Raw genomic sequence first — 26,836 nt, 5'->3', positions numbered from 1 at the left:
AATAAAATTCGAAAGCAAAGGACATCAGAGGTCACATTCCGACCATCAATCGACAGTGCCAGGGAAATCGCGAATCGGAAGATCGATTCCCGTACCGGTGGGAGGCGTAATCACCGGCGGCACGGTTGGCGGACGGCCAGGTGGCAGCATCGGCGGACCGCCAGGAGTCGGGCCCACCGGACCTTGACCCGGGAAATCAAGCGGATTCCACGCTGGCTTGACGTCAACCACTTCCTTCGGGCTCTTCGAACCCTTCGAGCTATGCCCCGTGTCACCCTTGTTCGGGTCAAGGCGGCTCATCAACGCCTGCACATCAGGCAACGCGTCCGGCGCGACCGCAACGGCGCATTGGGAAACCAAACGCATTTTATCGGGAGCGACCGTTGAAGCCACCTCGACAATCTTCGCCACCGTCTTGGCATCTGCTTCGGAGGCGAGGATCGCGGCCTTCACCACTTCGCAGGCACAGCCGGAATTCGCCTCCACGTTCTCTTCAACGATTTGAAGGACATTGGCAGGCTCTGCGGACACCGCATGCTTGACGGAAACAGCGAGCTCCAGGCAGTCGGTCGCCGCCATCGCCGTGGCGGGAAAAACCCCCAAGGCGAGCGCAGCGAGTGCGAATCGAAGAGAAGTATTCATGTTTGGGAAATCGAATCAGGATGTCAGAACGATACCGAGATAAGCGGGTAGCGGGAATCGAACCCGCATAGCTAGCTTGGAAGGCTAGAGCTTTACCACTAAGCTATACCCGCGAAGTCGAGGCGAAGCTAACAGCCCGTGAGAATCCCCGGCAAGATCTTTTTTGGCGGAATCGGAGGTCATTTTCCGGTCATAATGCACCGTTCCTGCGAGGATTGGTGTTGCCTTCCTGGCCAACCCAGGATAGCTCCCCGTCATTCCTTCCGGGCGGGTGTAGTTCAATGGTAGAACGCGAGCTTCCCAAGCTTGAGGCGTGGGTTCGATTCCCATCACCCGTACCAGCAATATCCTGCCACTACTTAACGACTGAGGTAAGCGTTGCGCCGCAGAACGAAGCGCCACGGCAGATCTTGCGAGCGTGAGATCCCGATGCGAGGCCCGCAATCCACGGCAACATCCCCTCCGGCGTCGATCCCGGCTTCGGGCCACTCGAGGAATTGCCGGCCGTGAAGCGAGCCGTCGATCCCCAGTGCTTGGGTCAGCTTGCCCGGACCGGAACAGAGTTCGCACAAGCCGGCTTTCCCCCGACGTCGCTGCATTAGCTCGATTCCCCTCAGCGGCTCCAAGGCCCGGAGGAGCACGAAACCGCTCCCTTGCGGGCATTTCACCAGCACGTTGAACAGCCAGTGGAGCCCGTAATTCATGTAAACATAGGCGGTGCCCGCAGGATGCTCATCGACAAAGCGGCGGGCCGAGGGTCGAAGAAACAGGTGACTGGCCTCGTCTCCGCTCGAGGAATAAGCTTCCGTTTCCACTATCCTCCCCGCGCACTCCCCCCATTCAAGGCATGCCCCGATCAATTCGCGGGCGCAAACGACCGGATCGCGCTCGAAAAAGGCCGCTGTCAAACGGGCCATCGCCTCAAAGCCCGGTCGGGTGATCGATGAATTCCCACTCTAGCCCGAACCTGCTCGCCAGCTCCGCCGCCAGCGCCTTCACCCCGAAGGTCTCGGTCGCATAGTGGCCCCCGTAAAATAGGTTCACGCCCAGCTCTTCGGCCAAGGGAAAGCTCCAATGCGGACCCTCGCCGGTAATGAAAGTATCCACCCCCCGAGCCGCCGCCGCTGCCACCTCCGAACCGGCTCCTCCGGTGCACAGCCCGACCACGACGACTTCCTCCGGACCACCGGGACAAAGGTGCACGGGTCCTCCCACTACCCCTTCGAGCTTCTTCTGCAGCCAACTTCGATCGCACTTCAGCTCTCCCAGCAGACCGATATCCTGACCTTTCCAGTCAAGAAAGGAACCCCGGACTTCCATTCCCAACGACTTGGCCAGCAGGGCATTGTTTCCCATCGCCGGATGCACGTCCAAGGGCAGGTGGGACGAGTAAATTGCCATCCCTCCGTCCATCGCCGCCTTGATCTTGCGGTAAAACGCTTTGGTCAGCGGCTGTGCACCTTGCCAGAACATCCCGTGGTGCACCACCAGCAGGTCGGCACCGGCGGCGGTGGCGGCCTCGACGACCGGCAATGAGGCGTCAACCGCAGCGACCACCTTGGTCACGTTTCCGCCATTCTCGAGTTGCAGCCCGTTGACCGCGCCAGAGTAGTCGGGGATCTCTGCGATCCTCAATTCCTGGTCCAAATAGGCGACGATTTCCTGCAAGCTGGCCATGCCGCAGCTTTCACTGACCGCAGAAGCGAGTCAAATCCGCCGGCAATCCCGATTGCCACTCGAGCCTCGTCCCTCCCCACTGCGCCGCAAGCAGGCAAGCATGAAGGGCGTGGCGCGGCAGAATCAGGCCCGCCACCGACTCTTCGGAGAGCCCGTCCGCCATCTGCTCGAGGTAGGGACTGCCATCGGTCCCGTAGATCTTGTCCCCCACCAGCGGATGCCCCAGATGCTCCAAGTGCACCCGGATCTGGTGCATCCGACCGGTTTCCGGGAAACAGGCCACTTCCGCGAACTTGCCCAGCGCATTTTCAAAGCGCCGCAGGGTCCGGAAGTCCGTCACGCAGTCGCGCCCCGCCGGATCCACCACCTGCCGCAACCAAATGCGGCCGCCACCCCTTGCAATCGCCGCCTCGACCCTCCGCTCCTCCCATTCCGGCCAGCCGTGCACCACCGCGAGATAGGACTTCTCCACCTCGCGGCGCTGAAATTGCAGCGAAAACTCACGCGCCGCCGCCGCATGCTTGGCCACCAGCACCAGACCGCTGGTCTCGCGGTCCAGCCGGGTCAGGATCGAAAGCCGCGCGCCGTTGGCGATATCGTAGGCCAGCAACTCCTCCAGGCCACCGAGCAGCGTCGGCTCGACCTTGCCATTCGCCGGGTGCACCACCAGCGGCGCCGGCTTGTCGACCACGATCCAGTCGTCCGACTCGTCGATCACCTGGAATTCGCAGCACGCCCGCACGCTGCCAATCGTCCCCGCAAAGCGGCCCCGCGGCCAGTGCCGAAATCTCTGACTGTCTTCCATTTGGCACTTGGAACTTTCCCGCGTGGAACTTTCCCTCCCCCCATGTCCGCCGACGTGCAGCACACCCTCGCCTCCACCGCCACCCTGGAAGGAACTTCCCTCCACACCGGTGCCAAGGTTTCGCTCACCCTCAAGCCCGCTCCCGCCGACCACGGCTTCAAGTTCCGCCGCATCGACCTGCCCGACCAGCCCTTCATCGACGCCGACGCCGACAAGGTCCAGACCGTCGAGCGCGCCACCACCATCGCCGAGGGCTCGGTCAAGGTGCACACCGTCGAGCACGTGCTTTCGGCCCTCACCGGGATGGGCGTCGACAATGCCATCATCGAGATGGACGCCAACGAGCCGCCGATCGGCGACGGCTCCGCCCGGCCTTTCGTCGAGCTCATCAAGAAAGCCGGCCTCGCCCCGCAGGATGCCCCGCGCAAGATCTGGGAAATCCGCGAGCCGATCCACCAGGAAAGCGGCGACGGCACCCTGATCACCATCGTTCCTTCCAAGACCTTTCGCGTCTCCGTCACCAATGTCGGCCCCGAAGGCCGCTTCACCCAGTATTTCTCCGCCGAGGTCTCCCCGGAGACCTACGAGAAGGAGATCGCCCCGGCCCGCACCTTCGTCTTCTACGAGGACGTCAAGCCGCTGCTCGACAAGGGCCTGATCAAGGGCGGCTCGCTCGAGAGCGCCATCGTCATCCGCGGCGAGCAGGTGATGACCAAGGAACCGCTGCGCTTCACCAACGAATTCGCCCGCCACAAGGCGCTCGACGTCATCGGCGACCTCATCCTCTCCGGCAAGCGCATCCTCGGCCACGTGATCGCCGTCAAGCCAGGCCACGGCCCGAACTCCAAGCTCGCCGCCACCCTCAAGCGCGAATACGCCCGCATGCGCTCGCTGGCCGCGCCCTTCGCCCTGCCCACCGGCGAGACCGTCCTCGACATCAACGACGTCCTCAAGATCCTGCCCCACCGTTACCCCTTCCTGCTGGTGGACCGGATCATCGACATGGTCGGCGACACCAAGTGCACCGGCGTGAAGAACGTCACCTTCAACGAGCCCTTCTTCCCCGGCCACTTCCCCGGCCACCCGATCATGCCCGGCGTCCTCCAATTGGAAGCCATGGCCCAAGTCTCCAGCGTCCTCATGCTCCGCAAGCCGGAGAACGCCGGCAAGATCGGCTACTTCATGAGCGCGGACAGCGTCAAATGGCGTCGCCCCGTCCTTCCGGGCGATACCCTCTACATCGAGTCCGAGGTTATCAAGATCCGCGGCTCCATCGGCCAGACCCGCTGCCGCTGCCTCGTCAATGGCGAAGTCGCCTCGGAGGCCGAGCTCAAGTTCGCTCTGGTCGCGCAGTAGCCCCGCTCTTCTCCATGGTCCGCGGCGCAGCCGCCTTCGGACTGCTGCGATCATTCGCAGCTTACCCGAGTGCAAGGCAATGCTCGCCGCTGGGATCGGGTGAAGGCAGCCTTCGGGGATCGCTGTATGCCTACCCGGCAGACCGCCGCGCCCGTCATTCCAAAGCTGCGAATCATCGCAGCAGTCCGAAGGCGGCTGCGCCGCGGGTCAATCGAGAGACACCTTCCGGTATTTCCGGGCCCGCCAGACCAGCAGCCGCGCCCAGGCTAGCACGTATCCGCCCACCACCACCGGGTACGGCACGGACAAATAATGATACCTCGGATCCATCTTCAAACGGGCCGCCACGTGGGCCATTTGCCCTTTCGGCCCATACCTTGCCCTCGGACTTCCCCAACTTATTCCAGCTCCTGCTTCCTTCACCCCATACAGATTCCCCTGCCAGCTTCCGACTCCACAACTACCTGGCGCCGACCACGCCCTCCCCCAGTTCGAGAACGAATCCAACCACGCCCAAACCAAGAATACCAGCCCCGGCAGCCCGAACCAAAACGCCTTCGAGCGCCACAAGCGAAATCGTATCTTCTGACACTGCCCCTTTCCTCGACCCGATAATGCCCAGCTCACACCGCCAACCCTAGGCCATTTGAACGGGCCCACTCGGCAAGGATCCCGAACTCCATTTCGTCCGGCCAACGGTTCCATTTGCCGCGCGCCTGGACGATCCGGCGGGTCCCCCGATCCACCTCGATCGTCAAGCGCGAGACCACCCGCTCGGGAGCCACCGCCGGGTGCAACTGGCGGAGCGAAAAGATCGCGGATCGACCGCTCCGGCAGCGCCGCCAATAGCCGCTCACACAATGCCTCATTTCGCGGCCCTCGGCCATCAGCTGGGCGTGATTGAGACGTTCGCCGATCCACCAGACCGATGATTTTTCCACCCCCTGCTCGCGACGCTCGACTTCGAACCGAGCGATACCCGGCATCGGTTCCCAAGCCGCTTCGGTCAGGTGACGCAGTTCCGCCCGCAAGCCCGTCCGGGTGACATCCGGATTCCGAAAGCGGATTCCCTCCGCCGCGGCCGCTGCCAGGAGACCCCGCCAACGACCGAAGGCGTGCCGGCGCAGCTCCGCGAGCGGCCTGTCCAACAACCGCCGGACAAAGTTGAAATGAAAGTGCGCCATCAATTCGAGAAGCACGTCGGCGATCACGCCGAACTCCCGCGCGTCAAAATCCCCCGCCGCGACGAGTTTCGCGAACAACCTCGACCACACGGCATCGTTGGAAAGGTCACCCACCATGCCGCTTCCGAGCACGTCGTCGACCAGCGCCTGCGGTGCACCGAGAGCCATCAGCTGACCCCAGCGCAGCGCCTGCCGGATCGTCAGGTCCGCGGGTGCCATCAGCGCGTGATGAACCGCCCGGCTGCTGATCGATGGCGGGAAATCCACCGCTTTCCGCCAACTCCCGCCGCCCCCGACATGGCAGAACCAGTCGCGCTCCAAAACACGCAGATCCCCGCGGACCCGCCACGCCGAATAGAAAAACCCTGGCATCGGCCACTCGACGAAGAGGTGACGCAGCAGATCCTCCCACTGCTCTTTCGGAGCCGCGCCTGCGGGAGCTCGCCAGGCCTCCGGCGGACGCAGCCATTCGGCGGCATAGGCGGCGACCCGGACCAGCATCGGCACCAGATCGCGCTCCAACGGATGGCCGCGGACAAGCAATTGGCTTTGACGGGCAACTGACTCGAACAGCCGCAGGCAAGGCCCGCGGAGCTCATCGGTCACCGCCCGCCCCTGGCGGAAGGTTCGGCCCAAGGCGCGGCCGTGTTTGCGGAGATGAGGATTCTTGACGGTCGCGGCGACCCACGGCCGGCCGGCAATGATGCCGGAGACGATGGAGAGATCCGCTCCCGTCCGGGATCGGTGGAATGACATGACATGGCAGAGTTGGAATCGGAAATCGCGGCGCGCCGGTGCCCGGGAAAGGGGTTGCGCAATCGCGGTTCAACGCGCCGCTAGGGACGGCGCGGAAATCAAGGGGACCGCGAAACAAGCGCAGGTCCCGACCAACTCAGCTATGAACGAATGCCATCAACATGACCGCGCTAGATTCCCCAAGAGAGTCGATTGTTCAACCCCAATCGTTCCGCACCACTCGTTCTTTAGATTCCTCCACATGACCGCGGCGCAGCTGCCCTTGGACTGCGGCGATCCTTCGCCGCTTTCGAATGTAGGATGAGGCGGACTTACAGACATCAGGCGAAAGGGACCCCGACAGTCGCTACAGGCAACCCTACAAGTTGCGAAGAGCGGCGAAGGATCGCCGCAGTCCAAGGGCGGCTACGCCGCGACCACTAAAAAATCCCACCTCCCGCAGACAAGCCAGCCCCCACCCAAACTGGACATTCGCCGCCGGCCCGCTAAGCGGATCCCCGCCATGGACGCCGAACTCGAAGCCGCCGCCCGTGCCGCCGGGGTGGGACGCGGGGAAAAGCACATCTTCCTCTGCGCCGATGCCTCCAAGCCGAAGTGCTGCGACCCCGCCCAGGGCCTCGCGTCCTGGGACTTCCTCAAGCAGCGGCTCGCGCAACTCGGCAAGGACGCCCCCCTGATCCTCCGCAGCAAGGCCGACTGCCTGCGCGTCTGCATCCGCGGCCCGGTCGCCGTGGTCTATCCGGACGGCGTCTGGTACCACTCCTGCACCCCCGAGGTGCTGGAGCGCATCGTCACCGAGCACCTGGTCGGCGGCACCACGGTCGAGGAGTTCCGGATCCACGGCTCCTGATTTCATTTGCGCCCCCACCTCGCCGGAACGAAGGAATCCACGCCATGTCCGAGCCGCCCTCCCGCGCTTTCCTGCCCTACCCCGCGTCCACCCTGAGCCCGCGGATCGTGCCGACCGACCTGAGCTCCTTCAAGGCGCGCGGCATCGCCGAGGTCGAGCGCGATCTCCAGCAGAAGCTGATCGAACTACGCGAGCAGTACCTCGCCGCCATCGACCACTTCAACTGGAACAAGCTGGTCTACGAGGCCCAGATCCAGTTCGAACCCGTCGTCGGGGAAACCTATCACCTCTATGAGTCGCGCGGCCGCCGGATGCTCTCGATGATCGGCCCGGACCAGTGGTCGATGCCCCACCTCGGCTCGTTCCGGCTCAACGTCGACCGCCAGTGGCAGCTTGTGGCCGCCGGCGAAGGCGTTGATCCCCGCGAGCTGTTCAGCACTTGATGGCGGCCGGCATCGGCATCAGCTCGACGCCGAGCAGGCAGACGTCGTCATCGAAATGATGGCCCTCCGAATAATGGAGGACCCGGTTCAGCACGATGTCCAGCATGCCCTCCAGGGTCTCCTTGGCGCACTCGGAGGCGGTCGCCATCAATCGCTTCTCGAGGAAGGGCTCACCCGCCTCGTTCTCGGCCTCGAGGATGCCATCGGTGAAGAGCAGAATCCGGTCGACGTCCGAAAGCTGCACCTCCCCTGCGGGATACTCCGCTTTCGGCATCAATCCCAGCCCGGGCCCCTTTTCCTTGCGGGTCGACGCCAGCTGCTTCACGCCGCCCGGTCCGGTCGCGATGGCTCCGGGGTGTCCGGCGCAGGCATAGCGCAGCGTTCCGGCGCCGAGATCGAGGACCGCATAAAAGGCGGTCGCGAACATCGTCGCCCCGGCCCGGTCGAGGATGGAATTCAGCCCGATGTTCAGGCCGTGCAGGAATGCCGAAGGGTCCGCGGCACTGCGGCGCTGCTTTTCCAGCAAACCGCGGAGCATCGCCACCACCAGTGCCGACCGGACGCCGTGACCCATCACGTCGCAGATCAGCACGCCGGCGGTGTCGTCGGAAATCCTGAGGATCTCGAAAAAGTCCCCGGCCATGCCGGTGATCGGCAGGTAGCGGGCACCGAAGCGCAGTGTGGTGCCGTTGCGACCGATGTCAGGGAAACTCGAACCGGCGAGCGTCTGCTGGATTTCGCGGGCGAGCTGGAGTTCCTCCTCGTAGGCCTGGTTGCGGATCGCGAGCTCGCTGGCGTAGCTGTCCGCCTGCTGCTTGGCCTCCACCAGCTCGGTCACGTCGCTGGACACCCCGAAGGTGCCCTGCATCTGGCCGCCGCGGTCGATCCACGGGAACTTCGACGAGAGCACCCAGGTCTCCTTGCCGTCCTCGCGGATCTCGTGCTCCAGCTTGCCGGTGATGGCATGACCGGTCGCCATGATCTTCTTCTCGTCGGCGTCCGCTTCCATCCAGTGCGCGGAGGCGAAGAAATCCCGGTCGTGCTTGCCGACCACCGACTCCGGGCTCGGCTGGCCGTTCCACTCGGCCATCTGCCGGTTCACCAGCACGAACCTCGACTCCAGGTCCTTGAAGTAGACCTGCAGCGGGACACGGTCGATCAGGTTGCGCAGGATGTGCCGCTCCTCCTCGATCTGCGCCTCCGCGGCCTTGCGGCGGGAGATGTCGATCATCGACCCGGCGATCCGCTGGGCCTCGCCGCCACGCGCGCGCACCACCGTGCCGCGGATCCGCAGCCACACCCACTCGTCCCCGCCGGTCTTGAGCCGGCAATCGATCGAAAACAATTCCGGGCCGCCCGGATCCAGGGCATTTGCGAGGGCCCTCGAAAATCGCTCGCGGTCCTCCGGGCAGACCATCTCATGCGGCTCGAGGAAAATGTTCGGCGCCGTCGAGGCGCTGCACTGGAAGAACTCCAGAATGCGCCGCGAGTAGTAGATCTCCGGCTTGCCCGTCCACCAGTCCCAGATGCCCTCGTTCGACGCTTTCAAGGCCAGCATCAGCCGCGCCGCTTCCTCCGCGCAGCTCCCTTGGGCTTCATCCGGGTGACTCATGGATCCTGAGAAAAGCATCACATTCCCTGAGCGGCAATGCGATTTCCCGTTCTCCCGGGAAACAATGGCCGCTTGATCCCGCCCGGCGATCGCGCAGGTTGACGGCATGTTCCTGCCGCGCCTGCTCCCTTTGCTGTTCACGCTGCCCTTGCTGGCCGCGGAGCCACCCGCCGTGACGATCCCGGCCTGTTGCACCGGAAGCAGCCGGTCGGCGAACCTCGAGGTCGACCTCTTCAGCGATCCCGCCAAGTGGATCCCCGCCGATCCCGCGGCATGGCAATGGACCGGCACCGGCGCGGACGCGGTGCTCCATCTCATCGCCCAGTCATCCACCAAGCCCAAGTTCCGCAGCCCGCTGAATCTCGCCTGGCTCAGCGGACGGGAGTGGAAGGACTTCACCCTCACCGCGGAAGTCCGGCTCACCAAGTTCGATGCCGGCAACAACGATCTCTGCATCGCGTTCGGCCGCAGCGACGAGAACCGCTTCTACTACGCCCACCTCGGGGAGAAGGCCGACGAACCGCATCACCAGATCCACCTCGTCGACAACGCCGACCGCCGGCCGATCACCACCTACCGGACCACCGGCACCCCTTGGCAAAAGGGCAAGTGGCATCGGGTGAAGATCGTCCGCAACACGGCGACCGGGGACATCGGGGTCTGGTTCGACGACATGAAACGCCCCGTCCTGACCGCCCGTGACAAGACCCTGGAGTGGGGGCAAATCGGCCTCGGCTCCTTTGACGATCTCGGCGAGTTCCGGCACGTGAAGATCCGCGGAACTTCACGCTGAGCGGAGTCCCCCATCACTTTTCCCGCGGCAGCAGCGGCAACAGCTGCCGGAAGTAGGTCTTGTCCTCGATGTCGGTGTGGATGGTTCCGCCCGGCCCGAAGTACTTCCACTCGTGACAGCCGTAACAGATCTGCAGCACCCGCTGCTTGCCGCCTTTGCTCCAAACCAGGGCGTAGTCCGGGTGGAAACCGTCGCAGGTGGTCTTTGTCGCCAGTGCCTCGTGCGACGAGGACTTCTTGTAAATATCCAGCACCTTCATCGCGGTCCCGTCCGGAAAATCCGCCGGCTGCTGGAAAAACTTGAAGCCCTCGAACTCGACCCAGCCTCCCTTCGCGACCTGCCGTTCGTAGCGCTGCTTCTGCCCGACCGGATGCGCCAGCCCGCGGTAGATTTTCACGTTGTTGGCCGACTTCAGGATATCGACCTCCGCCCCCCACTGGGCGTGCATTTCCGTCTCTCGCATCGGGATCCCTCCCTTCCAGCAGGTCTGGGTCGAGCAAGCGGCAAGGAACAACGCGAGGATCGAGGCGATGGCTTTCATCATTGGCACGCTAGCAAACGATCCGCCGCTGTCACCTCCTCGATGCAAAACACCCCGTCACCGCCTCCGGCCGCGGAAGCGGTTCCGCGGGTCTTCCTCCGGCGTGTCCTTGTCGCGATAGCGCAGGATCCCCTGCTGCTTGAGGTTGCGGATGAAGGTCTTCGCGTCGTCGGACACCTCGCGGTCGTAGGCCAGCGTCCCCAGCAAGCCGTCGCCCTCCTCGGCTCGCTCGATCGCCTTCCCCGCCTTGTCCGCCGCCCGCGACAGCGACGCCACGGCCTTCGGTACTTCCTTCAAGGCCGGGGCCAGCTCGTCGATCCGTTCGTTGGCGCTGGCAAAGGTGTCTTCCGCCCCGGCGGCGGCCTTCTCAATAGCCACCATCGCCGACCGGGCGTCCGCCACCGCCGGTTCCAACGTCGCCGCTGCCTTCGAGAAGCTCGCCAACGTCGCGTCGATTTCCTGGAGGTTGGTGTCGGACAGGATCGACCCGTTCACCTTGTCGAGCGTGACCTGGAGACGGCTGGCCGCGCCGTGTATCTCGTCCACCGCACCGTCGATCTTCTGGATCGTCACCTCCGCCTTCTGCAGCAGCCGGCTGGCATCGCGGCTCAGCATCTCGGCGTTGTTCTGGATGGCATCCAGCCCCGACGGGCCGCCGCCGCGCAATACCGAGCCCGGCTCGATGTAGCGGCCGCTGGAACTTCCTCCCGGAGGCGGGGTGATCACCACCATCTTGTCCCCCAGCAAGGAGGCCGACGCGATCTGGATGGCCGAGCTTTCTGGAATCCGGATCATGTCATCCACGCTCATCACCACCTGGACCTTGACGTTGGCATTGAGCTCCGGCTGCTCCGCCACCTTGCCGATGCGCGCTCCGCCCATCCGCACCTCCGAGCCCTTGATCAATCCCGAGGCGTCGTCGAACACAACCACCAGCTGGTACTTCCCCCGCAGCCGGTCGCCGAAGCGCCCGAACTGCACGATCAGCCCGCCGAGCAGCGCGAGCCCGATGAAAACGAACACGCCGACCCACAGTTCCGTCCGTCTGGTCGATTCCGCCATGCCCGGTCAGCTTCGACGCTCGGGGCCGCCGGTGCAAGGGTGATCAATTCCACGGCTCTCCCGAGTCCCCGTCGACAAACGGCCGCAGCACCGGGTCGCGGGTCACCTTCAGCTCCGCGGCGGGGCCGCTCCAGTAGATGCGGCCCTTTTCAAGGAACACCACCCGGTCGGCGATGTGGAACACGCTCCGCATCTCGTGGGTGACCACCACGCTCGTCATCCCGAAGTGCTCGTTGAGGTCGCGGATCAGGTGGTCGATCGAATCCGCCGTGATCGGATCAAGCCCGGCATGGGGTTCGTCGTACAGAACACAGGCCGGCCGGTCGACCACCGCCCGCGCGAGCGCCACCCGCTTGCGCATCCCGCCCGACAGATCGGAAGGCATCTTCTGCTCCTGCCCCGGCAGCCGCACGATCTCGAGCGTCTCCGACACCCGCCGGGCAATCTCCCGTTCATCCTTCTCGCCCGACTCGCGCAGCGGAAACGCGATGTTCTGGCCGACGGTCATCGAGTCGAACAAGGCGCCGCCCTGGAACATGATCCCGACCTTCCGCCGGAACGGCGCCAGCTCGCGCTCGTTCAGGGTCGAAATATCGGTGCCATCCACTTCCACCGAACCCTTCCATGGCTGCAGCAGGCCGGGCAGGTGCTTCAGTAACACCGATTTTCCCGCCCCCGAGCCGCCGATCAAGGCAAGCGTCTCGCCCCCGCAGATGTCGAGATCGACCCCGCGCAGCACATGCTGCTCGCCGAACTTCTGCTCGAGACCGCGGACGCGGATGAAGGGCTCGCCCATGTCCGGAAGCTTCCGGGAAGCGCTCCGTTCGTCAAGCAACCGGGGCACCGGGGAAGCCGAGGACATCGATCGCCTCCAGCGCCAGCCTGATCCTCTTCCGTCTGGATCCGGACACCAGCCGCCACGGCACCTCCTGCCCCGAAAGCGCATCGACAAACCAACGGTGCATCTCGTGCCGGATGTGTTCGCCGTCCCGCAGCCCGTCCTGGACGAAGGGAATCTCATCCCCGGTGAGCAGGTAGAGATCGGCTTTCGCCTGGCGGCCGAACCGCGTCACCCGTTCATCGTCGAATCCCATGTAGCGGCGGTGCCAGAGCACGGTGGCGAAGGCATTGGTGTCGCATACCAGGATCCGGTTCGATTCGCGGGCCGCGGCATTTTCCCGGCAGGTCTGCTTGCGGGCGATCTCGAGAAACTCGGCACTGTCCCAGCAGTTGTCCCCGCATGCCTGTTTCCCGGCACTGAACTCGCGGCCATACTCCGCCACCCAACCGGTCCGCAGTTCGGCCGCAAGGTCCCGGGCCAGGGTCGTCGTCCCGGTCGACTCGGCACCGACGATCACCACCCGTTTCGCAAACCACTCCCGCAACGGCGGATCCATGTAATCCCACATTGCCGCCGGATCCCCGCGCACAGCCGTGCCGCTGCAGGACACCGTCAGCCGTTCACGGTCGACCATGACGTGTTCACAGCCGAGATGAGCGGCATAGCAGTCGCCGTAGTCTTCCGAAGTGAACACCGCATCCGGGGCGCTGCCCAACCAGCGGATGGTGTTCTCCGCCCAGACCTTCGAGTCATTTTCATCGTAGCGATCGTCGATCACCATCACCTCCGCCCCAGGAACGATCTCCCTCAACCAGCCGGCGCGGATCTCAGCCGGGATCGGATCGCCAGGCTTTCCGCAGACGATCACCACCACCCGCTCGCAATGGTCGAGCGCAGTCTCGATCAGGAAACGGTGGCCGCGATGTGGCGGCAGGAATTTTCCGATCACCACCCCGAGGCCATGACGAGCCGCCGGCATCATGCTTCGGCCACCTCCGCTCTCCATCGCTTCATCCCCAACACACACAGCACGATGAATCCCGCGTACAGCAGCGACGTCAACGGCAGCCCGCGGCTCAGATAGAGCGGCACGTAGATCAAATCCGCGGCAATCCAAAGCCACCAGTTCTCCAGGCGCTTCCGGCACAACAGATACTGCGCCGCAAGGCACAGCACCGTGGTCAAGGCATCGAAGAACGGGGCCGCACCGTTCACCACCACCAGCAGTTCCCGGAGTCCCCAGGTTCCGGCCACCAGAAAGACCGCGATCCCGACCCATTCCTTTGCGGAGGCCCGTGCAATCTTCAGCGCCCCGCGGTTCCGGCCGCCGTGCAGCCACTGCCACCAGCCCCACACCCCGAGGGCGAAATAGACGCCTTGCAACCCGAAGTCGGCGAACAAGCGCGCCCGCCAGAACAACAGGGCGAAGAACACGTTGTTGGCGAGGCCGATCGGCCAGCTCCAGATGTTCTCCTTCGTCACCAGCCACACACAGACGGCGCCCGTCGCGAAACCCAAGGCCTCGGTCACGTCGATCGGCAACCACCGCCACCAGGCGGCGGACAACAGGACTAGCGACAGGCCCGCAACAAGCCAGGCATCGGCACCTTGCCAAGTCGGGCGCTTCGTGACCGCTTCGGTCGTCATACTCGGATCTCCACCCCCCGGGCCTTCATCTCCGCGACCGCCGCGTCGCAATCACCCGGCTGGAGGTCCACCCCGCGACAAGCCGGCAGGCACAGTGCCACTTCAAAGCCCTCGGCCACCGCATCGAGCGCGGTGAATTTCACGCAGTAGTCGAGCGCCAGCCCGCACACCGTGACCCGCTGCACGCCCTGGCTCTTCAGCCACTCCGCCAACCCGGTCGAGCGTCGATGGCCGTTGTCGTGGAAGCCGCTGTAGCTGTCGATCTCCGCATCCGTGCCCTTGCGGAACACACGGGCGATCCGGTCCGTCCAAAGCTGCGGCGCAAACTCCGCGCCCACGGTCCCCTGCACGCAATGCACCGGCCACAAGGTCTGGGGCAAGCCGTTGAGGTCGATTGAATCGAAAACATTCTTCCCCGGATGATTCGCCGCGAAGCTCCCGTGGTCCGGCGGATGCCAGTCCTGGGTAGCGACCACGAGCTCGAAGTCTTCCATCAGGCGGTTGGCAATCGGAATGACATCATCTCCGCCCGGCACGGCCAAGGCTCCACCGGGCAGGAAGTCATTCTGCAAATCGACCAGGATCAATGCGTGTTCTTTCATAAGCAAAACCGCGCCTTCACAGGCATGCTGGGAGCGCCGGCTTCAGCCGGCTTGGACAGATCAGCCACCATCTCCACCCCCGATAACTTCCAAATAAACCTCGAGATCTCCCCGCGAAAAGCAGCAGAAGGTCACCTCCAAAGGCACCTCCACTCCCGCAAGAAACCCACCCACCGTCGCCACCGCAATCCTCGCCGCATCCTCGACCGGATACCCGAAGACCCCGGTGCTGATCGAAGGGAACGCCACCGACCCGAGCGAGTGCTCGACCGCCAGTTCCAACGATCGGCGGTAGCACGACGCCAGCAATTCGTGCTCCCCCGAGTTCCCTCCCCGCCACACCGGGCCGACCGTGTGGATCACGTGCTTGGCGGGCAACCGGTAGCCTTTCGTGATTTTCGCCTCCCCGGTCTTGCAGCCACTCAGCAGACGGCATTCGTGAACCAATTCCGGCCCGGCCGCGCGATGGATCGCGCCATCAACCCCGCCCCCGCCGAGCAGGCTCGAGTTCGCCGCATTGACGATCGCATCGACCGCCAGGGTGGTGATGTCCGCTTGGATGGCTCTCATAGCTGCTCAAGTTCCTCCCGGAACCCGCCGCTCAGGATCGGCCAGCGGCACCAGGTCTTGGGATCGAGGTTCTCGTCATCGAGGTGAAAACCCGGGGCATAGCGCTCCCGCTTCCACTGGTTGCGGCTCCACAGGGTGAAGAAGCGCTTCGTCCACTGGAGCAGCGTGGCCTCCGGCCGGTCCCCGAAGGCAACTTTCAGCAAACCCAGTACTTCCCGCGGCGACTTGCGGTCGCGGATCGCCGCACCCTCGATGAAATCCAACACCTCGTAGGGCATCAGGTCGCCCTCATCGGTCTGGCCCTGTTCGCCCGGCCGCAGTTCGGCCGTCGGCTGCTGGACATTCACCGCCGCCAGCGCCGGCACCGTCCGCCGCTCCCCGCCGATCACCGGTCCGGTCGTTTCCAGCCAGCGCAACCACTCGCGCAAGAAGTGCTTGTCGATCCCCGACAAGGGTGCCAGCCCGCCGGAGGTGTCGCCATCCATGGTCGCGTAGCCGACCGCCGCCTCGCTGCGGTTGCTGGTCGACAGCAGCAGCGCATTGCGCAGGTTGGCCAGCATCCAGATGCCGGGCGAGCGGACCCGGGCCTGGATGTTCTGGAGCGGGATGTCGTGCTCCTCCCAGTTCAGTTCTTCCCCATAGGCCTCGCCGATCATCCCGACGTAGGCCTTGTGGATCGCCGCGACATCGAGCTCGCGATGGGTCGCGCCCAGCGCCTCCGCCAGCACCCGCGCGGCATTGCGGGTGACGGGCCCGCTGTTCTCGGTCGATTGGTACGCCGTCAGCAGTACTTCTGCGAAATCCCCGGCCGTTATCTTGCCGCCGAAACCGTCCCCGAGCTCCGCGCGGGCGGCATCGAACATCAGGCGCACCAGGCAGGCCGCCGCGGCCGAGTCGGCGCCGCCACTCAACGAGACGACGAAGCCGTTCGACCGGCTCTTCCGCACATAGTCGAACAAGCCCAGCGTCACTGCATGCGTGAATTCCTCACACTGGCCCTCGTCGCCCGTGTCGCAGGGCAGGGCCACGTGAAATGCCGCCGCCACCTCCGGCCAATCGAAGTCGCCGCGGACCAAGCCCGCGTCCGCCGTGGCCGGAAGCTGCGGCCGGTGGTTCGCGCTGCGCGCCATCGCCAGCCGACCGGCATCAAGATCCACCGTCACCGCGAGCACCCGGTGGTCGGCGAAGCCGAAGCGCGGGCTTTCGGCCACCAGATGCCCGTTCTGCGCCACCAGCAGCTGGCCGTCGTAGATGATCCGCCCGGCCTCGTTGCCCAGCAGGTTCGAATACACGTAGGCCGCCCCGAAGGCCCGCGACCCTTCGGTCACGAAGCGCCGGCGGATTCCCGCCTTGCCAAAGGCGAAATGGCTGGCACTGGGATTGAGGATCACATCCGCCCCGCGCGCCGCCAGCTTCGCCCCCGGCCGGTCGGCCACCCAGGCGTCCTCGCAGATCTCAAATCCGATCTTCACCCCGCCGACCTCGAACAAGAGGTCGCCGATCGGCACGCTCCGCCCGTCGTCCAGGCGGAGTTCGTCGCGCACCCCGTCGGGCCAGCGCTTGAACCAACGGGGTTCATAGTGGATCCCGTCGCCCGCCAGGTTCTTCTTCGCCGCGATCCCCAGCAACTCGCCGTCGGCCGCCACCGCGCAGCCGTTGAACAGCGCCCGCTGGTGGAACACGGGCAGACCGATGGCGACCACCATCCCCCGGGTCGCCGGCAACAGATCCTCCAGCATCCGCCAGGCACGCTGCCACGTCGCCGGAGCAAAGAAGGCGTCCTCGCAGCCGTAGCCGGTCAAGCAGAGCTCCGGCAGGCAGACCAGCGAAGCCCCGCCCGCACGGGCCTCATCAAGCGCCGCCCGGACACGCGCTTCATTCCCCGGCCAGTCCAGCGGGGTTTGGTTCAAGGCGACGGCGGCAAGATGGAGGTTCATGGATTCAAAATTCAGTGGCATTCAGCCTTCGTGGGAGAGAATTCGACAATCAGCACTTCTCCTTCGAAATCCGATGCATCAACAGCATCGATCATCCACTCCCTCGCAGATGAGGGTTCTATCCCCCCGGTACCCGAACCGATCAGAGGAAAAGCTATCGATCGAAACCCCTGTTCCGATGCAATCGAAAGCGCACTGTGGACGCATTTCGCGATGATCTGCGCAGACGATCTCCAAAAGAGGTTGATCCCGGCGACGTGAATAATCCCGCAAAATGGCAAGCGCCCGGCTGTCGTGAGCCTGGCCTCACCTGCTCCAATTGGACCCATCTTCGCAAGTTCACGAAACGGAGCGTATCCAGCCTTTCGCTTGATCGCGCCGGACACACCCTGAGGCAGCAGCAGCCACCACGGAATCATGTTGCGGTTCCATGCATTGACAATGACCTCGACCGACTGGTCGAGCAGATCTCCTCTTACCACTGTTGCTTTCACGGGAACTCAATGAAACTTGGCGGCACCTCGTCCGTCAGCCAGACGCCGTTGTTGGAAACGAAGAACTCGTGTCCGGCCACGCACATGTCGCGAGCCAGGACCTTCAGGATGACCGGTTTCCCCCGCCGTTCTCCCACTTTGGTCGCGGTCTGGAGGTCTGGACTGAGATGAACATGATGGCGCGATCCTTTTTGAAGGCCGTCCTTGCGGATCGATTCGACATAACGTTCCACCGTTCCGTGGAAAAGGCACTCCGGGGGCGGTTGTGGAACGAGGGCAAGGTCCACCGTGACCGAGTGCCCCTGGTTGGCTCGGATCCGGGTCTCGTCGCCGTTGAACGCAAAGCGCTGCTTGTCATTGGTGAGGACGACCTCCCGCAGGATCGCGGAATCGACCTTCATGCCCCGTCGCCTGATGGCTTCAATCAACTCCCCGCAATCCGTCCAGCCCTGGTCATCGAGCAAGATTCCAATCTTGCCCGGGTCGTGACGCAGCACGAGGCTGAGCAGCTTGCTGACGCGTTTCAGTTCCATGGTCTGGTCAGATGCATGGGTTTGCACCGCTTCGGGAAAAACTGGATTCCGCCATATCCAATCCGACAGAGGATGCAGCTCCTTCGTGACGCGGAACGTAGACCCGCTCCACGGGCACCAGCAGCTTTTCAAGACTACGATGAGCGTGTTCCCGCTGGGTAGCGACCAAGTCGCTCAGGTCCTCGATCTGCACGATCTCCTCCGTCGCAAAGCGACGCAGCATGTCTCCCCTCAAGCCGAGTTGGATGGCGCGACGCGCGAGCTTCGCTCCGTCGGGCGCATGGTCCGGATCCCATTGCAGGCGGACCTCGGAATCCGCCAGCGCGGACTTCCATGCGTCCCGGTCGCCGAAACGACTCGGGTCGAAGCTTGAAGGAACGGCCGTTGTGAGGATCTCGTCGAAGAAGTCGCGCGAAAGGGTGATCGCAAGTGTCACCTCCTGGCCCGTTTTAACGCCCCAACCCGACCGGTACATCATCCAGAGGAAGTTCGGTTTGATCCAGCTCATGCGACTGAAGCTGAACTCGCCGCCGAAGCGCTGGTGTTGCACGGCATAGCGGCCGATCTCAGGACGATAGGCCTGATAGACGACCATGTGGTCCTCGTCGTGATGGGCGAGGATGCAGCGACCTTCCGAGGGCCACCCAAGGGCCTGGTCGCGATAGTTTCTCAATTCCATTGATGTGATTGTTAGTGATAGGCCGCGAGCAGTTCCTCGCGGCGAGCATGCAACCCGCCCTCCAAACCCGCCGGGTAGGCGTGGGGATTGCTGAGCCGCAGGATGCCCGGGTGCAGGCCCGCGAGGCTGGCCTGGCAGCGATCGCGGATGACTCCGAGCGTTTCCGCCGTACCGGTCCGGGTGCCGGCCTTCATCACCGGCTTCAGGAGCTCCATGAACTCGCTGCCCGCCGGGATCTCCTTGCGGCGGATCGGATCGGCGGGATCAACGATCGTCACCGGACCGTCGACCGGATGATCGAGGTCGTGGATCGCATCGCCGATGAATTCACCTTCCTGGCAAAAGCGCCTGACCTGCAGACGGCCCGGGATCGAGCTCTTGGCACTCTGTTCGCTCAGCTTGATCCGTGGCTGCCAGCTGCCGTCGTCGCGACGCAGCGCGGCAAGCTTGTAGACACCGCCGAGCGCCGGTTGGTCGGCGGCGGTGACGAGGTTGGTGCCGACGCCCCAGATGTCGATCTTCGCGTCCTGATGACGCAGGCTTTCCACCAGATGCTCGTCGAGGTCATTGCTGGCGACGATCTTCACGTCAGGAAAGCCGGCAGCATCGAGCTTGAGCCGGGCCTGCTGGCTGAGCCAGGCAAGATCCCCCGAGTCGAGACGGATGCCACTGAGTTCGTGGCCCTGGGCGCGGAGCTTGCGGGCGGTGGCGATCGCCTTGTCGACGCCTTCCAGGGTGTCGTAGGTGTCGACCAGCAGGGTCGAGTTGTCCGGCATGGTCTCGGCGTAGCGGTCAAAGGCCTCCTGCTCGTTGTCGAAGGACATCACCCACGAGTGGGCGTGGGTGCCTTTCACGGGGATGCCGAAGCGTTGCCCGGCCAGGACATTCGAGGTCCCCTGGCATCCGCCGATCCAGGCGGCGCGGCTGGCCGAAAGCGCCCCGTCCGGGCCCTGGGCACGGCGATAGCCGAATTCGATCACCGGACCGTCCCCTGCCGCGTGGCAGACGCGTGCCGCCTTGGTCGCGATCAGGGTCTCGAAGTTGACGATGTTCAGCAGCGCGGTCTCAACCAGCTGCGCGTGGAGGATCGGCCCCTGCACCCGCAGCATCGGCTCGTGGGCAAAGACCGCCGTTCCCTCGGGCATCGCGTCGATGTCGAGGGACAGCTTCAAGTCGCCGAGGTATGCGAGGAAGTCGCCGCCGAAGAGCGGCAGATCCTTCGGCGTCCGCAGCGAGGCGAGGTAGTCGAGTTCCGCGGTGCCGAAGCGGAACGCCTCCAGCCAATCCAGCGCCGGACCGAGGCCGGCGGCGATGGCGTAGCCCCCCTTGAAGGGCAATCGCCGGAAGAACAGGTGGAAGACGCTTTCCTGCTCCGCCTTGCCGGCCTGCCAGTAGGCAGCGGCCATGGTGAGCTGATAGAGGTCGGTTTGGAGCGGGCTCATGATGATGTCAGAGTTCGAAAAGGAAGCCGCGGCGGACGAGGGCCTCGTACTTGCGGCGGTCGAAGCGGTGCAGCCGGGCGGGCCGGTGGGAGCCGCTGGTGAATTCCTCCAGCGGCACCAGGAAATCGAAGGCCAGCAGCTTCTTGCGGAAGTTCCGCTTGTCGATCGGGCGCCCGAGGATCGCCTCGTAGAGCGCTTGGATCTGCGACAGGGTGAAGCGCTTCGGCAACAACTCGAAGCCCACCGGCTGGTAGCGGATCTTGCCCCGCAAGCGCTCGAGCGCGGCCTCAAGGATCAACGGGTGATCGAAGGCAAGCCCGGGCAATTCCCCGCAGGGAAACCAGGCGGCCTCGCTGGCATCCGTGTCCCCGGTCGCCGGGTGTTGGTCGGGCCGGACCAGCGCAACGTAGGCCACGCTGACCACCCGACCGCGCGGATCCCGACCCGGCGTCCCGAAGGTCGCCAGTTGCTCGAGGAACACGTCATGAAGGCCGGTCTCTTCTTCCAGCTCGCGGCGCGCGGCTTCCGGCAGATCCTCGTCCATGTGGACGAAGCCCCCCGGCAAGGCCCAGGCACCCAAAAAGGGCTCGATCCCGCGGCGAATCAACAGCACCTGCAGACCATCGCCATCGAAACCGAAGACCACACAGTCCACGGTCAGGGCCGGACGGGGATATTCATATTGGTAGGCCATCGACTCGCGGCCACGTAAGTGTCACTTTCACACTAAGTCAAGGGCGCAAATTCACAAACACCCATCACCACCGGCCCGTTGACTTCCGCAAGCGGCGGCGGCAGCTTCGGCCATGGACACGATCAAGATCCTGCTATCCCTCACCGTGGCCTTGCTACTGGGGGCCTTGGCCATGACCTGGAAGGACTTCCGGAAGCAGGAACGGGAAACGCCGAAGGAGGAGCTCGCCGAGGTCCGGAGGCAGATCGAAGAGATCAAGCTTCAGCAGGAGCGCCTGCGAATGGAACGCGATCGGGTTACACTCGGCACTCCTGCCGACGTTCCCTCGAAGCTGCCCGATGCGACACCACCGCCGGCAACCCCGCCGGTCGCCGCGGAATCGATCCCGGACAATTTGCCGGTGCCGGAGTTTGCCGACTTCCCGGATGAAACGCCGCCTCCCGCCCCGCCATCGACCCCGGACATGGAGGCCCGCGCCCAGGCCATCAAGGACGCCCCCGTGGTGGCCAGGATCACCGAGTGGGTAACCGACCCTCAGATCGGCTCGTTTGCGACGATCGAGATCGTCGATGCCGCGAGTGTGCCGGCGAATACCGTGCTCTGTCTTCGCCGGAACTCGGGAATTCTCGGCCGCCTCAAGGTGAACGAGATCTCCCCCGAAGGAGCCATCGCCGGCGCGGTCTCCAAGTTCGGCGCCATCAAGCCGGAAGCCGGGGACGAGCTGATCCTCGAGCCGAAGTAACGCGACGTCACAATTTGCGGTCGTCCAACGTCACAACGCGAAACGTTGTGCTACTTCAACAGGTCCGCGAATCCACAGAAAACCCGCGACCCTTCCGAAGGCGCACCCGGCACCGGGGCGTCATTGTCGAGATGGTCGCGGCACGCCGAGTGGAAATCCTCCGGCGTCTTCGCCCGGCGGATTCGGAACTCGAAATCCGGATCGTGACCCTGGGTGACGAAGACCATCGTCTTCTTCATCCGCTGGACGTGACCGAGCGCGTCGAAATTCGTCGCCGAGGCCGCCAGTTCGTCGTGCAGCAGCATCACGTATTCCAGCAGGTCCCGGCAGCTCGGCTCTCCGGATTCGCGGCCCTCGAAGGCCGCCCTTAGTTGGGGAAACAACCAGGGGTTGCGGATCGCGCCGCGGCCGATCATCAGCCCGGCGGCCCCCGACTTTTCGAGGTAAGCCTGCCCGGTGGCGACGTCGACCACGTTGCCGTTGGCAATCACCGGACACGGCAGGCTTTCCACCGCCATCTTCACACAATCCGGATGCACCGGCGTGCTGTAGCGCTCCTCGACCGTGCGGCCGTGAATCGCCAGCGCGTCGATCCCGTGCTTGCGGAAGATCTCGAGCAGCTCGGGAAACTCTTCATGGCTGTGGTAGCCGATCCTTGTCTTCACCGTGAAGCGCCCCGGAATCGCCTCGCGCAAGGCACCCAGAATGCGGTCGACCTTCGGCAGGTTGCGAAGCAAGCCCCCTCCCGCCTCCTTGCGACACACCACCGGTGCCGGGCACCCGAGATTGAGATCGATGCCCGCGACCGGATGCTCCAGCAACTCCTTCGCCGTCCGCACCAGCGCCCCGATCTCTTGGCCGATCATTTGCGCGAACACCGGTCGTCCGGTCGGATTCTCATCGATCGAACGCAGGATGTAGTGGTTCAGCCGCGACTCCGGATGGACCCGGAAATACTCCGTCACATAGATGTCCGCGCCGCCATAGCGGTGCATCACCTTCATGAAGGGCAGGTCGGTCACATCCTGCATCGGCGCCAAGTAGAGCACAGGCCGACCGGCTGGAAAAAGAGAGTTCATCAGGGACTTTCCATACAAGGACCAGGATGGATGGGATGGATAGGATCGGAGTCTACGAAGTCCCGGAGTGTCCGGTCTTCTCACATCCCATCCATCCTAACCATCCCGGTCCAAAACGTTCGCTACTGCGGCCGCTCCATCTCGAAAAGATCGGCACTGTGGCAATACCAATTCGGCGACCCCATCCGACCGACGGGGTGATAGAGTTCCTGCCGGACGCGCAGCTTCTCAAGATCGAGGATCCCGTCCTGCACGTGGACGCGGTGGACGATGCCCAGGACCAACCGGTTCGAACCGATCTCCTGGATCGAGTGGACGCGGCATTCCAGGGCCGCCGGCGCCGCGGCGATCCGCGGCGGTGCCACCACGCTCGACGGCGTGGTTTCCAGGCCAAGATGTTCCGTTTCGCTCGACTCCGCCGGCAGCGTCGCCGCCGTGCCATTCATTACTTCCTTCAGTTCCTCGCTGACCAGGTTCACGACGAACTCTCCGGTCCGCTTCGCGTTGCGGGCGCTGTCCTTCGGCGCCCCGTCTTCACGATTCCCCGGGGCAAAGATCACCAGCGGCGGGTTCGAGCCGAAGACGTTGAAAAACGAGAACGGCGCGGCGTTCACCCCACCGTTTTCATTCAAGGTCGTGACCCAGGCAATCGGCCGCGGCATCACCAGGCCGGCTAGCAGGGCATAGGCACGATCGGCGTGGGCGCCGAGAAGGTCGAATTCCATGCGGCGAAGCATGGATGCGCATCCTGCACGCCGCAACCCTCGCAGCGAATCGGCTGCGAGCTTCCGGTTGGGGTGAGCATTGCAGGTTGGTCAGCCTCTCAGCTGTTGCAATTCCCGGACGAGATTCGCGCGGGCTCGGCCTTCACGCTTCTGAAAGCCGGACGTTCGATAGATCGGACGCGAAAGAAAATGCTCAAGCACCTTGCCCCGCCCTTCCCGGAATGACGGCTCATCAACGTATGCATACTCCTCGCGGATCGCCCGGGCATACTCATCGTAGCGTTCTTGTTCCGCACTCAGGATCGCGAGGTCAATGTCGACCATCCGCTGCCAGCCCGGGACACCCTTGATCTGCAAGCGGAAGTCGGTCGCCTCGATCAGGCCGGCGATCCAAAGTGCGAGATCCAGGTTGAGCCATGGCCCCGTTGCCTTCCGGAACCAACGGATGCTTTCGACCTCGTTGTCGGCCCGCTTCGGATCGTAGATCACGTCGTGGAACCAGATCGCCCCTTCGAGCGCCTCATCCGGGCGACCCGAACCGTCAAGCTCGTCCAGCGATGAGGCGATGTGCCGGAGGTTGTGATACGCGCGGTGAGGTTCCCCGTAGCGAGCCTCCAACTGCTGCCAGACAATCCCCGCCGCCCCGAAATCCGAGCCCTGGCGATGGCACCACCCGACGAATCGATCGCGAAGCTGATCGGAACGGACGCCTTGAGTCACGGGTCGATCTTAGCCACCGCACGTGGCCTCCATCCCAACAAAAAAGCGCGCTCCCCTCGTGGAGAGCGCGCCTTTCGAAATATCCAGCCGGATCAGAGCGCCTTGGCGGCGGCGACGACGGCGTCCTTGGTCATGCCAAGTTCCTTCATCACCGTGCCACCCGGGGCGCTGATGCCGAAGCGGTCGATGCCGAGCACCTGGCCGCCGAAGCCGACGTATTTCCACCACAGGCCGGACACGCCGGCCTCGATGGCGACCCGCTTGGTGCAGGCGGCCGGCAGGACGCTCTCCTTGTAGTCGTCGCCCTGGCGGTCGAAGCGCTCCATGCAGGGCACCGACACCACGCGCACGCCGTCGCCGAGCTCCGCGGCGGCCGCCATGCAGTGCTGCAGTTCGGAACCGCAGGACATCAGGATCAGCTTGAGATCGCCGCTTTCCTTCTTGGCGATATAAGCACCGCGCAACACGCCGTCGCGGCGGGCTTCGACGGACAGCTCGTTCATCTGCGGCACGCCCTGGCGGGTCAGGCTGAGCAGCGTCGGGCCGTCGGTGCGGAGCATCGCGGCGACGTAGGCGCCTGCGGTTTCCTCGGCGTCGGCCGGGCGGATGACGTCGAGGTTCGGGATCACCCGCAGGCCGCTGACGGTTTCCACCGGCTGGTGGGTCGGGCCGTCCTCACCGACACCGACCGAGTCGTGGGTGAAAATGTAGGTCACCGGCAGCTTCGACAACGCGGCGAGGCGGATCGAAGCGCGGACGTAGTCGGCGAAGACCAGGAAAGTCGCGCCGCTGGCCCGGAAGATGCCGTCGTAGGCGATGCCGTTGCAGATCGCGCCCATCGCGTGCTCGCGGATGCCGAACCAGATGTTGCGGCCGAGCGGATTGGCTTCGGAGAAATCACCGCCGTCCTTGATGTAGTTCTTGGTCGAGCCGTAGAGGTCGGCCGATCCGGTGATGAAGCTCGGCACTTCCTTGGCCACGGACTGGATCACGACACCACCGGCACCACGGGTCGCGTCCTTGTAGTCTTCCGGGAAGGCCGGGATCTTGGCGGAAAGGTCACTCGGCACCACGCCGCCGACCGAGTCGGTCAGCTCGGCGGCCAGCTCCGGATTGGCGGCGGCCCAAGCGTCGTAGGTGGCTTGCCAGGCATCGAAGGCCTTCTTCGACTCTTCCTTCACGCCTTCAAAGTAGCTGCGGACTTCCTCGGACACGAAGAAGTGCTCGCCGGCAGGCAGGCCGAGGCCGGCGCGCGCCTCGTCGATGAACTTGGCGCCGCCTTCACCGTGGGCCGCGGCGGTGCCGGCGACCTGCGGGATACCCTTGCCGATCAGGGTCTTGGCGATGATCACGGTCGGCCGTCCGTTCTTGCTGGCCTTGGCTGCGGCGATCGCGTCGGCGATGGCATTGAAGTCGTGGCCGTCGATGGTCACCGCGTCCCAGCGCTGCGAGGTGAAGTAGGCCTCCGCGTCCTCGCCCTGGGTCTTCTCGGCCATCGCGTCGAGGGTAACGTCGTTGGAGTCATAGATCAGGATCAGGTTGTCGAGGCCGGCGTGGCCGGCGAAGGCGATCGCTTCCTTGGCAACGCCTTCCTGGAGGCAGCCGTCACCGTGGAGGGCGAAGACGTGCTGGTCGAAGATCGTGTGCTCGGCGGTGTTGAACTTGGCGGCGGCGCGCTTGCCGGAGAGGGCGAAGCCGACCGCGTTGCCGATGCCCTGGCCGAGCGGGCCGGTGGTGGCCTCGACGCCGACGGTTTCAAAGGACTCCGGGTGACCCGGGGTGTGCGAGCCGAGCTGGCGGAAATTCTTCACCTCCTCGAGCGGCAGGTCGTAGCCGGAAAGGTGGAGCCAGGAGTAGAGGAACATCGAGCCATGGCCGGCCGAGAGGATGAAGCGGTCGCGGTTGAGCCACTTCGGGGCGTCCGGATAGTAGCGCATTCCACCGCCCCCGTAGAGAACGGCACCGATTTCAGCACAACCGAGGGGCAGGCCGAGGTGACCGGAAGAGCAGGCATGGACGGCGTCCATGGCGAGGCCGCGCGCCTGGGTCGCGGCTTGGGAAAGGATGGCTGTATTCATTTGCATTCGAGGTTGTCGGACAGGGGCCGCAGGGTAGGGGCCGGAACCCTACTGGCAAGCCACAAGCGGGGCAGCATCCCTTGTCAAATTCATGGTAGAAATGCGACACGCGCATTTTCATGCGAATTTTGACTTGCCACAAACCGATCTCTGCCTAGTTTTCCGCCCGCCGCTCGCGGCAACACTAGCAAGACCCGTTCGTCTAACGGTTAGGACTCCAGATTTTCATTCTGGCAATAGGGGTTCGATTCCCCTACGGGTTGCCACTTTCCAAGCCACTCCTCCGGGAGTGGCTTTTTGGTTCCCCGGCAGCTCTTCTAGCCGCCGTCCCC

The 26,836-nt window shown here is 64.4% G+C and carries 28 protein-coding genes and 3 tRNA genes; 7 read left to right on the top strand and 24 right to left on the bottom strand.

Features of this window, described 5'->3' with window-relative positions; all coding sequences use genetic code 11:
* Positions 1–45: 45 nt before the first annotated feature.
* Together IG178_RS10150 and IG178_RS10145 are read right to left on the bottom strand one after the other, a co-directional pair.
* Entirely contained in the window at positions 46–642 is a 597-nt protein-coding gene (locus IG178_RS10150) for a hypothetical protein (RefSeq protein WP_193212430.1), read from the bottom strand.
* Positions 643–684: 42 nt separating this feature from the next.
* Positions 685–755, bottom strand: a tRNA-Gly gene (locus tag IG178_RS10145).
* A gap of 154 nt (positions 756–909) precedes the next feature.
* Here IG178_RS10145 and IG178_RS10140 point away from each other — a divergent pair.
* Positions 910–983 (top strand) — tRNA-Gly (locus tag IG178_RS10140).
* An 18-nt stretch (positions 984–1,001) separates the two neighbouring features.
* On the opposite strand, the gene IG178_RS10135 is transcribed toward IG178_RS10140, so the two are convergent.
* From IG178_RS10135 to IG178_RS10125, 3 genes are read right to left on the bottom strand one after another with little or no spacing between them, the layout of a single operon-like run.
* Positions 1,002–1,559 (bottom strand): DNA-3-methyladenine glycosylase, encoded by a 558-nt coding sequence (locus tag IG178_RS10135; RefSeq protein WP_193212429.1) that lies wholly within the window; start codon positions 1,557–1,559, stop codon positions 1,002–1,004.
* 4 nt (positions 1,560–1,563) lie between these two features.
* A complete protein-coding gene (locus tag IG178_RS10130; protein ID WP_193212428.1) occupies positions 1,564–2,319 on the bottom strand; it encodes a Nif3-like dinuclear metal center hexameric protein in 756 nt (251 codons plus the stop codon).
* Between the two features lie 10 nt (positions 2,320–2,329).
* Entirely contained in the window at positions 2,330–3,061 is a 732-nt protein-coding gene (locus IG178_RS10125) for an RluA family pseudouridine synthase (RefSeq protein ID WP_343225959.1), read from the bottom strand.
* Between the two features lie 105 nt (positions 3,062–3,166).
* On the opposite strand from IG178_RS10125, the gene IG178_RS10120 reads away from it, so the two are divergent.
* Positions 3,167–4,480 (top strand): bifunctional UDP-3-O-[3-hydroxymyristoyl] N-acetylglucosamine deacetylase/3-hydroxyacyl-ACP dehydratase, encoded by a 1,314-nt coding sequence (locus tag IG178_RS10120; RefSeq protein WP_193212426.1) that lies wholly within the window; start codon positions 3,167–3,169, stop codon positions 4,478–4,480.
* 623 nt (positions 4,481–5,103) lie between these two features.
* Here IG178_RS10120 and IG178_RS10115 read toward each other — a convergent pair.
* Positions 5,104–6,420 (bottom strand): PcfJ domain-containing protein, encoded by a 1,317-nt coding sequence (locus IG178_RS10115; protein ID WP_193212425.1) that lies wholly within the window; start codon positions 6,418–6,420, stop codon positions 5,104–5,106.
* 502 nt (positions 6,421–6,922) lie between these two features.
* Here IG178_RS10115 and IG178_RS10110 point away from each other — a divergent pair.
* Together IG178_RS10110 and IG178_RS10105 are read left to right on the top strand one after the other, a co-directional pair.
* Positions 6,923–7,270, top strand: a complete 348-nt coding sequence (locus IG178_RS10110) for a (2Fe-2S) ferredoxin domain-containing protein (protein WP_193212424.1) — start codon at positions 6,923–6,925, stop codon at positions 7,268–7,270.
* 44 nt (positions 7,271–7,314) lie between these two features.
* Positions 7,315–7,713, top strand: coding sequence for a DUF2452 domain-containing protein (locus IG178_RS10105; RefSeq protein WP_193212423.1), 399 nt, complete (start codon positions 7,315–7,317; stop codon positions 7,711–7,713).
* Here the strand turns inward: IG178_RS10105 and IG178_RS10100 are convergent.
* Positions 7,703–9,325, bottom strand: coding sequence for a SpoIIE family protein phosphatase (locus IG178_RS10100; protein ID WP_193212422.1), 1,623 nt, complete (start codon positions 9,323–9,325; stop codon positions 7,703–7,705). The genes IG178_RS10105 and IG178_RS10100 overlap by 11 nt on opposite strands.
* A gap of 106 nt (positions 9,326–9,431) precedes the next feature.
* Between IG178_RS10100 and IG178_RS10095 the strand changes: the two genes are divergently transcribed.
* Positions 9,432–10,118, top strand: a complete 687-nt coding sequence (locus IG178_RS10095) for a LamG domain-containing protein (RefSeq protein ID WP_193212421.1) — start codon at positions 9,432–9,434, stop codon at positions 10,116–10,118.
* A gap of 13 nt (positions 10,119–10,131) precedes the next feature.
* On the opposite strand, the gene IG178_RS10090 is transcribed toward IG178_RS10095, so the two are convergent.
* Genes IG178_RS10090 through IG178_RS10030 form a run of 13 tightly spaced genes read right to left on the bottom strand, consistent with a single transcriptional unit; the run spans position 10,132 to position 21,160 of the window.
* Complete coding sequence (locus tag IG178_RS10090) at positions 10,132–10,659, bottom strand: hypothetical protein (protein ID WP_193212420.1); 528 nt, start codon at positions 10,657–10,659, stop codon at positions 10,132–10,134.
* Positions 10,660–10,716: 57 nt separating this feature from the next.
* Complete coding sequence (locus IG178_RS10085; protein ID WP_193212419.1) at positions 10,717–11,721, bottom strand: MlaD family protein; 1,005 nt, start codon at positions 11,719–11,721, stop codon at positions 10,717–10,719.
* 43 nt (positions 11,722–11,764) lie between these two features.
* Positions 11,765–12,517, bottom strand: coding sequence for an ABC transporter ATP-binding protein (locus IG178_RS10080; protein ID WP_193212418.1), 753 nt, complete (start codon positions 12,515–12,517; stop codon positions 11,765–11,767).
* 31 nt (positions 12,518–12,548) lie between these two features.
* Positions 12,549–13,511, bottom strand: a complete 963-nt coding sequence (locus IG178_RS10075; RefSeq protein ID WP_343225958.1) for an AAA family ATPase — start codon at positions 13,509–13,511, stop codon at positions 12,549–12,551.
* A 29-nt stretch (positions 13,512–13,540) separates the two neighbouring features.
* Positions 13,541–14,209, bottom strand: a complete 669-nt coding sequence (gene pnuC, locus IG178_RS10070; protein WP_193212417.1) for a nicotinamide riboside transporter PnuC — start codon at positions 14,207–14,209, stop codon at positions 13,541–13,543.
* Positions 14,206–14,811, bottom strand: coding sequence for a bifunctional nicotinamidase/pyrazinamidase (gene pncA / locus IG178_RS10065; protein ID WP_193212416.1), 606 nt, complete (start codon positions 14,809–14,811; stop codon positions 14,206–14,208). The genes pnuC and pncA overlap by 4 nt, the downstream gene beginning before the upstream one ends.
* Positions 14,812–14,871: 60 nt before the next feature.
* The gene (locus IG178_RS10060) at positions 14,872–15,381 is read right to left on the bottom strand and encodes an O-acetyl-ADP-ribose deacetylase (RefSeq protein WP_193212415.1); all 510 of its coding nucleotides are present in this window, start codon (positions 15,379–15,381) and stop codon (positions 14,872–14,874) included.
* Positions 15,378–17,318, bottom strand: coding sequence for an NAD(+) synthase (nadE, locus tag IG178_RS10055; RefSeq protein WP_193212414.1), 1,941 nt, complete (start codon positions 17,316–17,318; stop codon positions 15,378–15,380). The genes IG178_RS10060 and nadE overlap by 4 nt, the downstream gene beginning before the upstream one ends.
* An 11-nt stretch (positions 17,319–17,329) precedes the next feature.
* Positions 17,330–17,812, bottom strand: coding sequence for a macro domain-containing protein (locus IG178_RS10050; RefSeq protein WP_193212413.1), 483 nt, complete (start codon positions 17,810–17,812; stop codon positions 17,330–17,332).
* On the bottom strand, positions 17,809–18,345 hold the full coding sequence (locus tag IG178_RS10045; protein WP_193212412.1) for an RNA 2'-phosphotransferase: 537 nt from the start codon (positions 18,343–18,345) through the stop codon (positions 17,809–17,811). The genes IG178_RS10050 and IG178_RS10045 overlap by 4 nt, the downstream gene beginning before the upstream one ends.
* A gap of 7 nt (positions 18,346–18,352) precedes the next feature.
* Entirely contained in the window at positions 18,353–19,024 is a 672-nt protein-coding gene (locus tag IG178_RS10040) for a DUF4291 domain-containing protein (protein ID WP_193212411.1), read from the bottom strand.
* A gap of 11 nt (positions 19,025–19,035) precedes the next feature.
* A complete protein-coding gene (locus IG178_RS10035; RefSeq protein ID WP_193212410.1) occupies positions 19,036–20,466 on the bottom strand; it encodes a nicotinate phosphoribosyltransferase in 1,431 nt (476 codons plus the stop codon).
* Between the two features lie 7 nt (positions 20,467–20,473).
* Complete coding sequence (locus IG178_RS10030) at positions 20,474–21,160, bottom strand: NUDIX hydrolase (protein ID WP_193212409.1); 687 nt, start codon at positions 21,158–21,160, stop codon at positions 20,474–20,476.
* 112 nt (positions 21,161–21,272) lie between these two features.
* Here IG178_RS10030 and IG178_RS10025 point away from each other — a divergent pair, with 112 nt between their 5' ends.
* Positions 21,273–21,902: a hypothetical protein gene (locus IG178_RS10025; RefSeq protein ID WP_193212408.1), complete on the top strand. Its 630-nt coding sequence runs from the start codon at positions 21,273–21,275 to the stop codon at positions 21,900–21,902.
* Positions 21,903–21,952: 50 nt separating this feature from the next.
* Here the strand turns inward: IG178_RS10025 and IG178_RS10020 are convergent, their stop codons facing one another.
* The 4 genes from IG178_RS10020 to tkt all read right to left on the bottom strand — a co-directional run bounded on the left by IG178_RS10020 (position 21,953) and on the right by tkt (position 26,504).
* Entirely contained in the window at positions 21,953–22,933 is a 981-nt protein-coding gene (locus tag IG178_RS10020) for a tRNA dihydrouridine synthase (protein WP_226895291.1), read from the bottom strand.
* A 170-nt stretch (positions 22,934–23,103) separates the two neighbouring features.
* A complete protein-coding gene (locus tag IG178_RS10015; protein ID WP_193212406.1) occupies positions 23,104–23,706 on the bottom strand; it encodes a flavin reductase family protein in 603 nt (200 codons plus the stop codon).
* A gap of 90 nt (positions 23,707–23,796) precedes the next feature.
* Complete coding sequence (locus IG178_RS10010; RefSeq protein ID WP_193212405.1) at positions 23,797–24,426, bottom strand: HD domain-containing protein; 630 nt, start codon at positions 24,424–24,426, stop codon at positions 23,797–23,799.
* A gap of 92 nt (positions 24,427–24,518) precedes the next feature.
* Positions 24,519–26,504 carry a transketolase gene (gene tkt, locus IG178_RS10005; protein ID WP_193212404.1) on the bottom strand — a complete coding sequence of 662 codons (1,986 nt, stop codon included), beginning with the start codon at positions 26,502–26,504 and terminating at the stop codon, positions 24,519–24,521.
* A gap of 191 nt (positions 26,505–26,695) precedes the next feature.
* Between tkt and IG178_RS10000 the strand changes: the two genes are divergently transcribed.
* Positions 26,696–26,770, top strand: a tRNA-Glu gene (locus tag IG178_RS10000).
* Positions 26,771–26,836: the final 66 nt, after the last annotated feature.

Source organism: Neoluteolibacter marinus, assembly GCF_014904755.1.
In the GTDB taxonomy this organism is placed as follows: Bacteria; Verrucomicrobiota; Verrucomicrobiia; order Verrucomicrobiales; family Akkermansiaceae; genus Haloferula; species Haloferula marina.
The sequence above is the reverse complement of the archived record's forward strand: the minus strand, read 5'-3'. Positions and strand labels throughout refer to the sequence as shown.

What these genes read in the sequence shown, in the direction of transcription:
- IG178_RS10150 (WP_193212430.1), bottom strand. Translation starts at nt 642, where the DNA reads ATGAATACTTCTCTTCGATTCGCACTCGCTGCGCTCGCCTTGGGGGTT.
- IG178_RS10135 (WP_193212429.1), bottom strand. Translation starts at nt 1,559, where the DNA reads ATGGCCCGTTTGACAGCGGCCTTTTTCGAGCGCGATCCGGTCGTTTGC.
- IG178_RS10130 (WP_193212428.1), bottom strand. Translation starts at nt 2,319, where the DNA reads ATGGCCAGCTTGCAGGAAATCGTCGCCTATTTGGACCAGGAATTGAGG.
- IG178_RS10120 (WP_193212426.1), top strand. Translation starts at nt 3,167, where the DNA reads ATGTCCGCCGACGTGCAGCACACCCTCGCCTCCACCGCCACCCTGGAA.
- IG178_RS10115 (WP_193212425.1), bottom strand. Translation starts at nt 6,420, where the DNA reads ATGTCATTCCACCGATCCCGGACGGGAGCGGATCTCTCCATCGTCTCC.
- IG178_RS10110 (WP_193212424.1), top strand. Translation starts at nt 6,923, where the DNA reads ATGGACGCCGAACTCGAAGCCGCCGCCCGTGCCGCCGGGGTGGGACGC.
- IG178_RS10105 (WP_193212423.1), top strand. Translation starts at nt 7,315, where the DNA reads ATGTCCGAGCCGCCCTCCCGCGCTTTCCTGCCCTACCCCGCGTCCACC.
- IG178_RS10100 (WP_193212422.1), bottom strand. Translation starts at nt 9,325, where the DNA reads ATGAGTCACCCGGATGAAGCCCAAGGGAGCTGCGCGGAGGAAGCGGCG.
- IG178_RS10095 (WP_193212421.1), top strand. Translation starts at nt 9,432, where the DNA reads ATGTTCCTGCCGCGCCTGCTCCCTTTGCTGTTCACGCTGCCCTTGCTG.
- IG178_RS10090 (WP_193212420.1), bottom strand. Translation starts at nt 10,659, where the DNA reads ATGAAAGCCATCGCCTCGATCCTCGCGTTGTTCCTTGCCGCTTGCTCG.
- IG178_RS10085 (WP_193212419.1), bottom strand. Translation starts at nt 11,721, where the DNA reads ATGGCGGAATCGACCAGACGGACGGAACTGTGGGTCGGCGTGTTCGTT.
- IG178_RS10080 (WP_193212418.1), bottom strand. Translation starts at nt 12,517, where the DNA reads ATGGGCGAGCCCTTCATCCGCGTCCGCGGTCTCGAGCAGAAGTTCGGC.
- pnuC (WP_193212417.1), bottom strand. Translation starts at nt 14,209, where the DNA reads ATGACGACCGAAGCGGTCACGAAGCGCCCGACTTGGCAAGGTGCCGAT.
- pncA (WP_193212416.1), bottom strand. Translation starts at nt 14,811, where the DNA reads ATGAAAGAACACGCATTGATCCTGGTCGATTTGCAGAATGACTTCCTG.
- IG178_RS10060 (WP_193212415.1), bottom strand. Translation starts at nt 15,381, where the DNA reads ATGAGAGCCATCCAAGCGGACATCACCACCCTGGCGGTCGATGCGATC.
- nadE (WP_193212414.1), bottom strand. Translation starts at nt 17,318, where the DNA reads ATGAACCTCCATCTTGCCGCCGTCGCCTTGAACCAAACCCCGCTGGAC.
- IG178_RS10045 (WP_193212412.1), bottom strand. Translation starts at nt 18,345, where the DNA reads ATGGAACTGAAACGCGTCAGCAAGCTGCTCAGCCTCGTGCTGCGTCAC.
- IG178_RS10040 (WP_193212411.1), bottom strand. Translation starts at nt 19,024, where the DNA reads ATGGAATTGAGAAACTATCGCGACCAGGCCCTTGGGTGGCCCTCGGAA.
- IG178_RS10035 (WP_193212410.1), bottom strand. Translation starts at nt 20,466, where the DNA reads ATGAGCCCGCTCCAAACCGACCTCTATCAGCTCACCATGGCCGCTGCC.
- IG178_RS10030 (WP_193212409.1), bottom strand. Translation starts at nt 21,160, where the DNA reads ATGGCCTACCAATATGAATATCCCCGTCCGGCCCTGACCGTGGACTGT.
- IG178_RS10025 (WP_193212408.1), top strand. Translation starts at nt 21,273, where the DNA reads ATGGACACGATCAAGATCCTGCTATCCCTCACCGTGGCCTTGCTACTG.
- IG178_RS10020 (WP_226895291.1), bottom strand. Translation starts at nt 22,933, where the DNA reads ATGCAGGATGTGACCGACCTGCCCTTCATGAAGGTGATGCACCGCTAT.
- IG178_RS10015 (WP_193212406.1), bottom strand. Translation starts at nt 23,706, where the DNA reads ATGGAATTCGACCTTCTCGGCGCCCACGCCGATCGTGCCTATGCCCTG.
- tkt (WP_193212404.1), bottom strand. Translation starts at nt 26,504, where the DNA reads ATGAATACAGCCATCCTTTCCCAAGCCGCGACCCAGGCGCGCGGCCTC.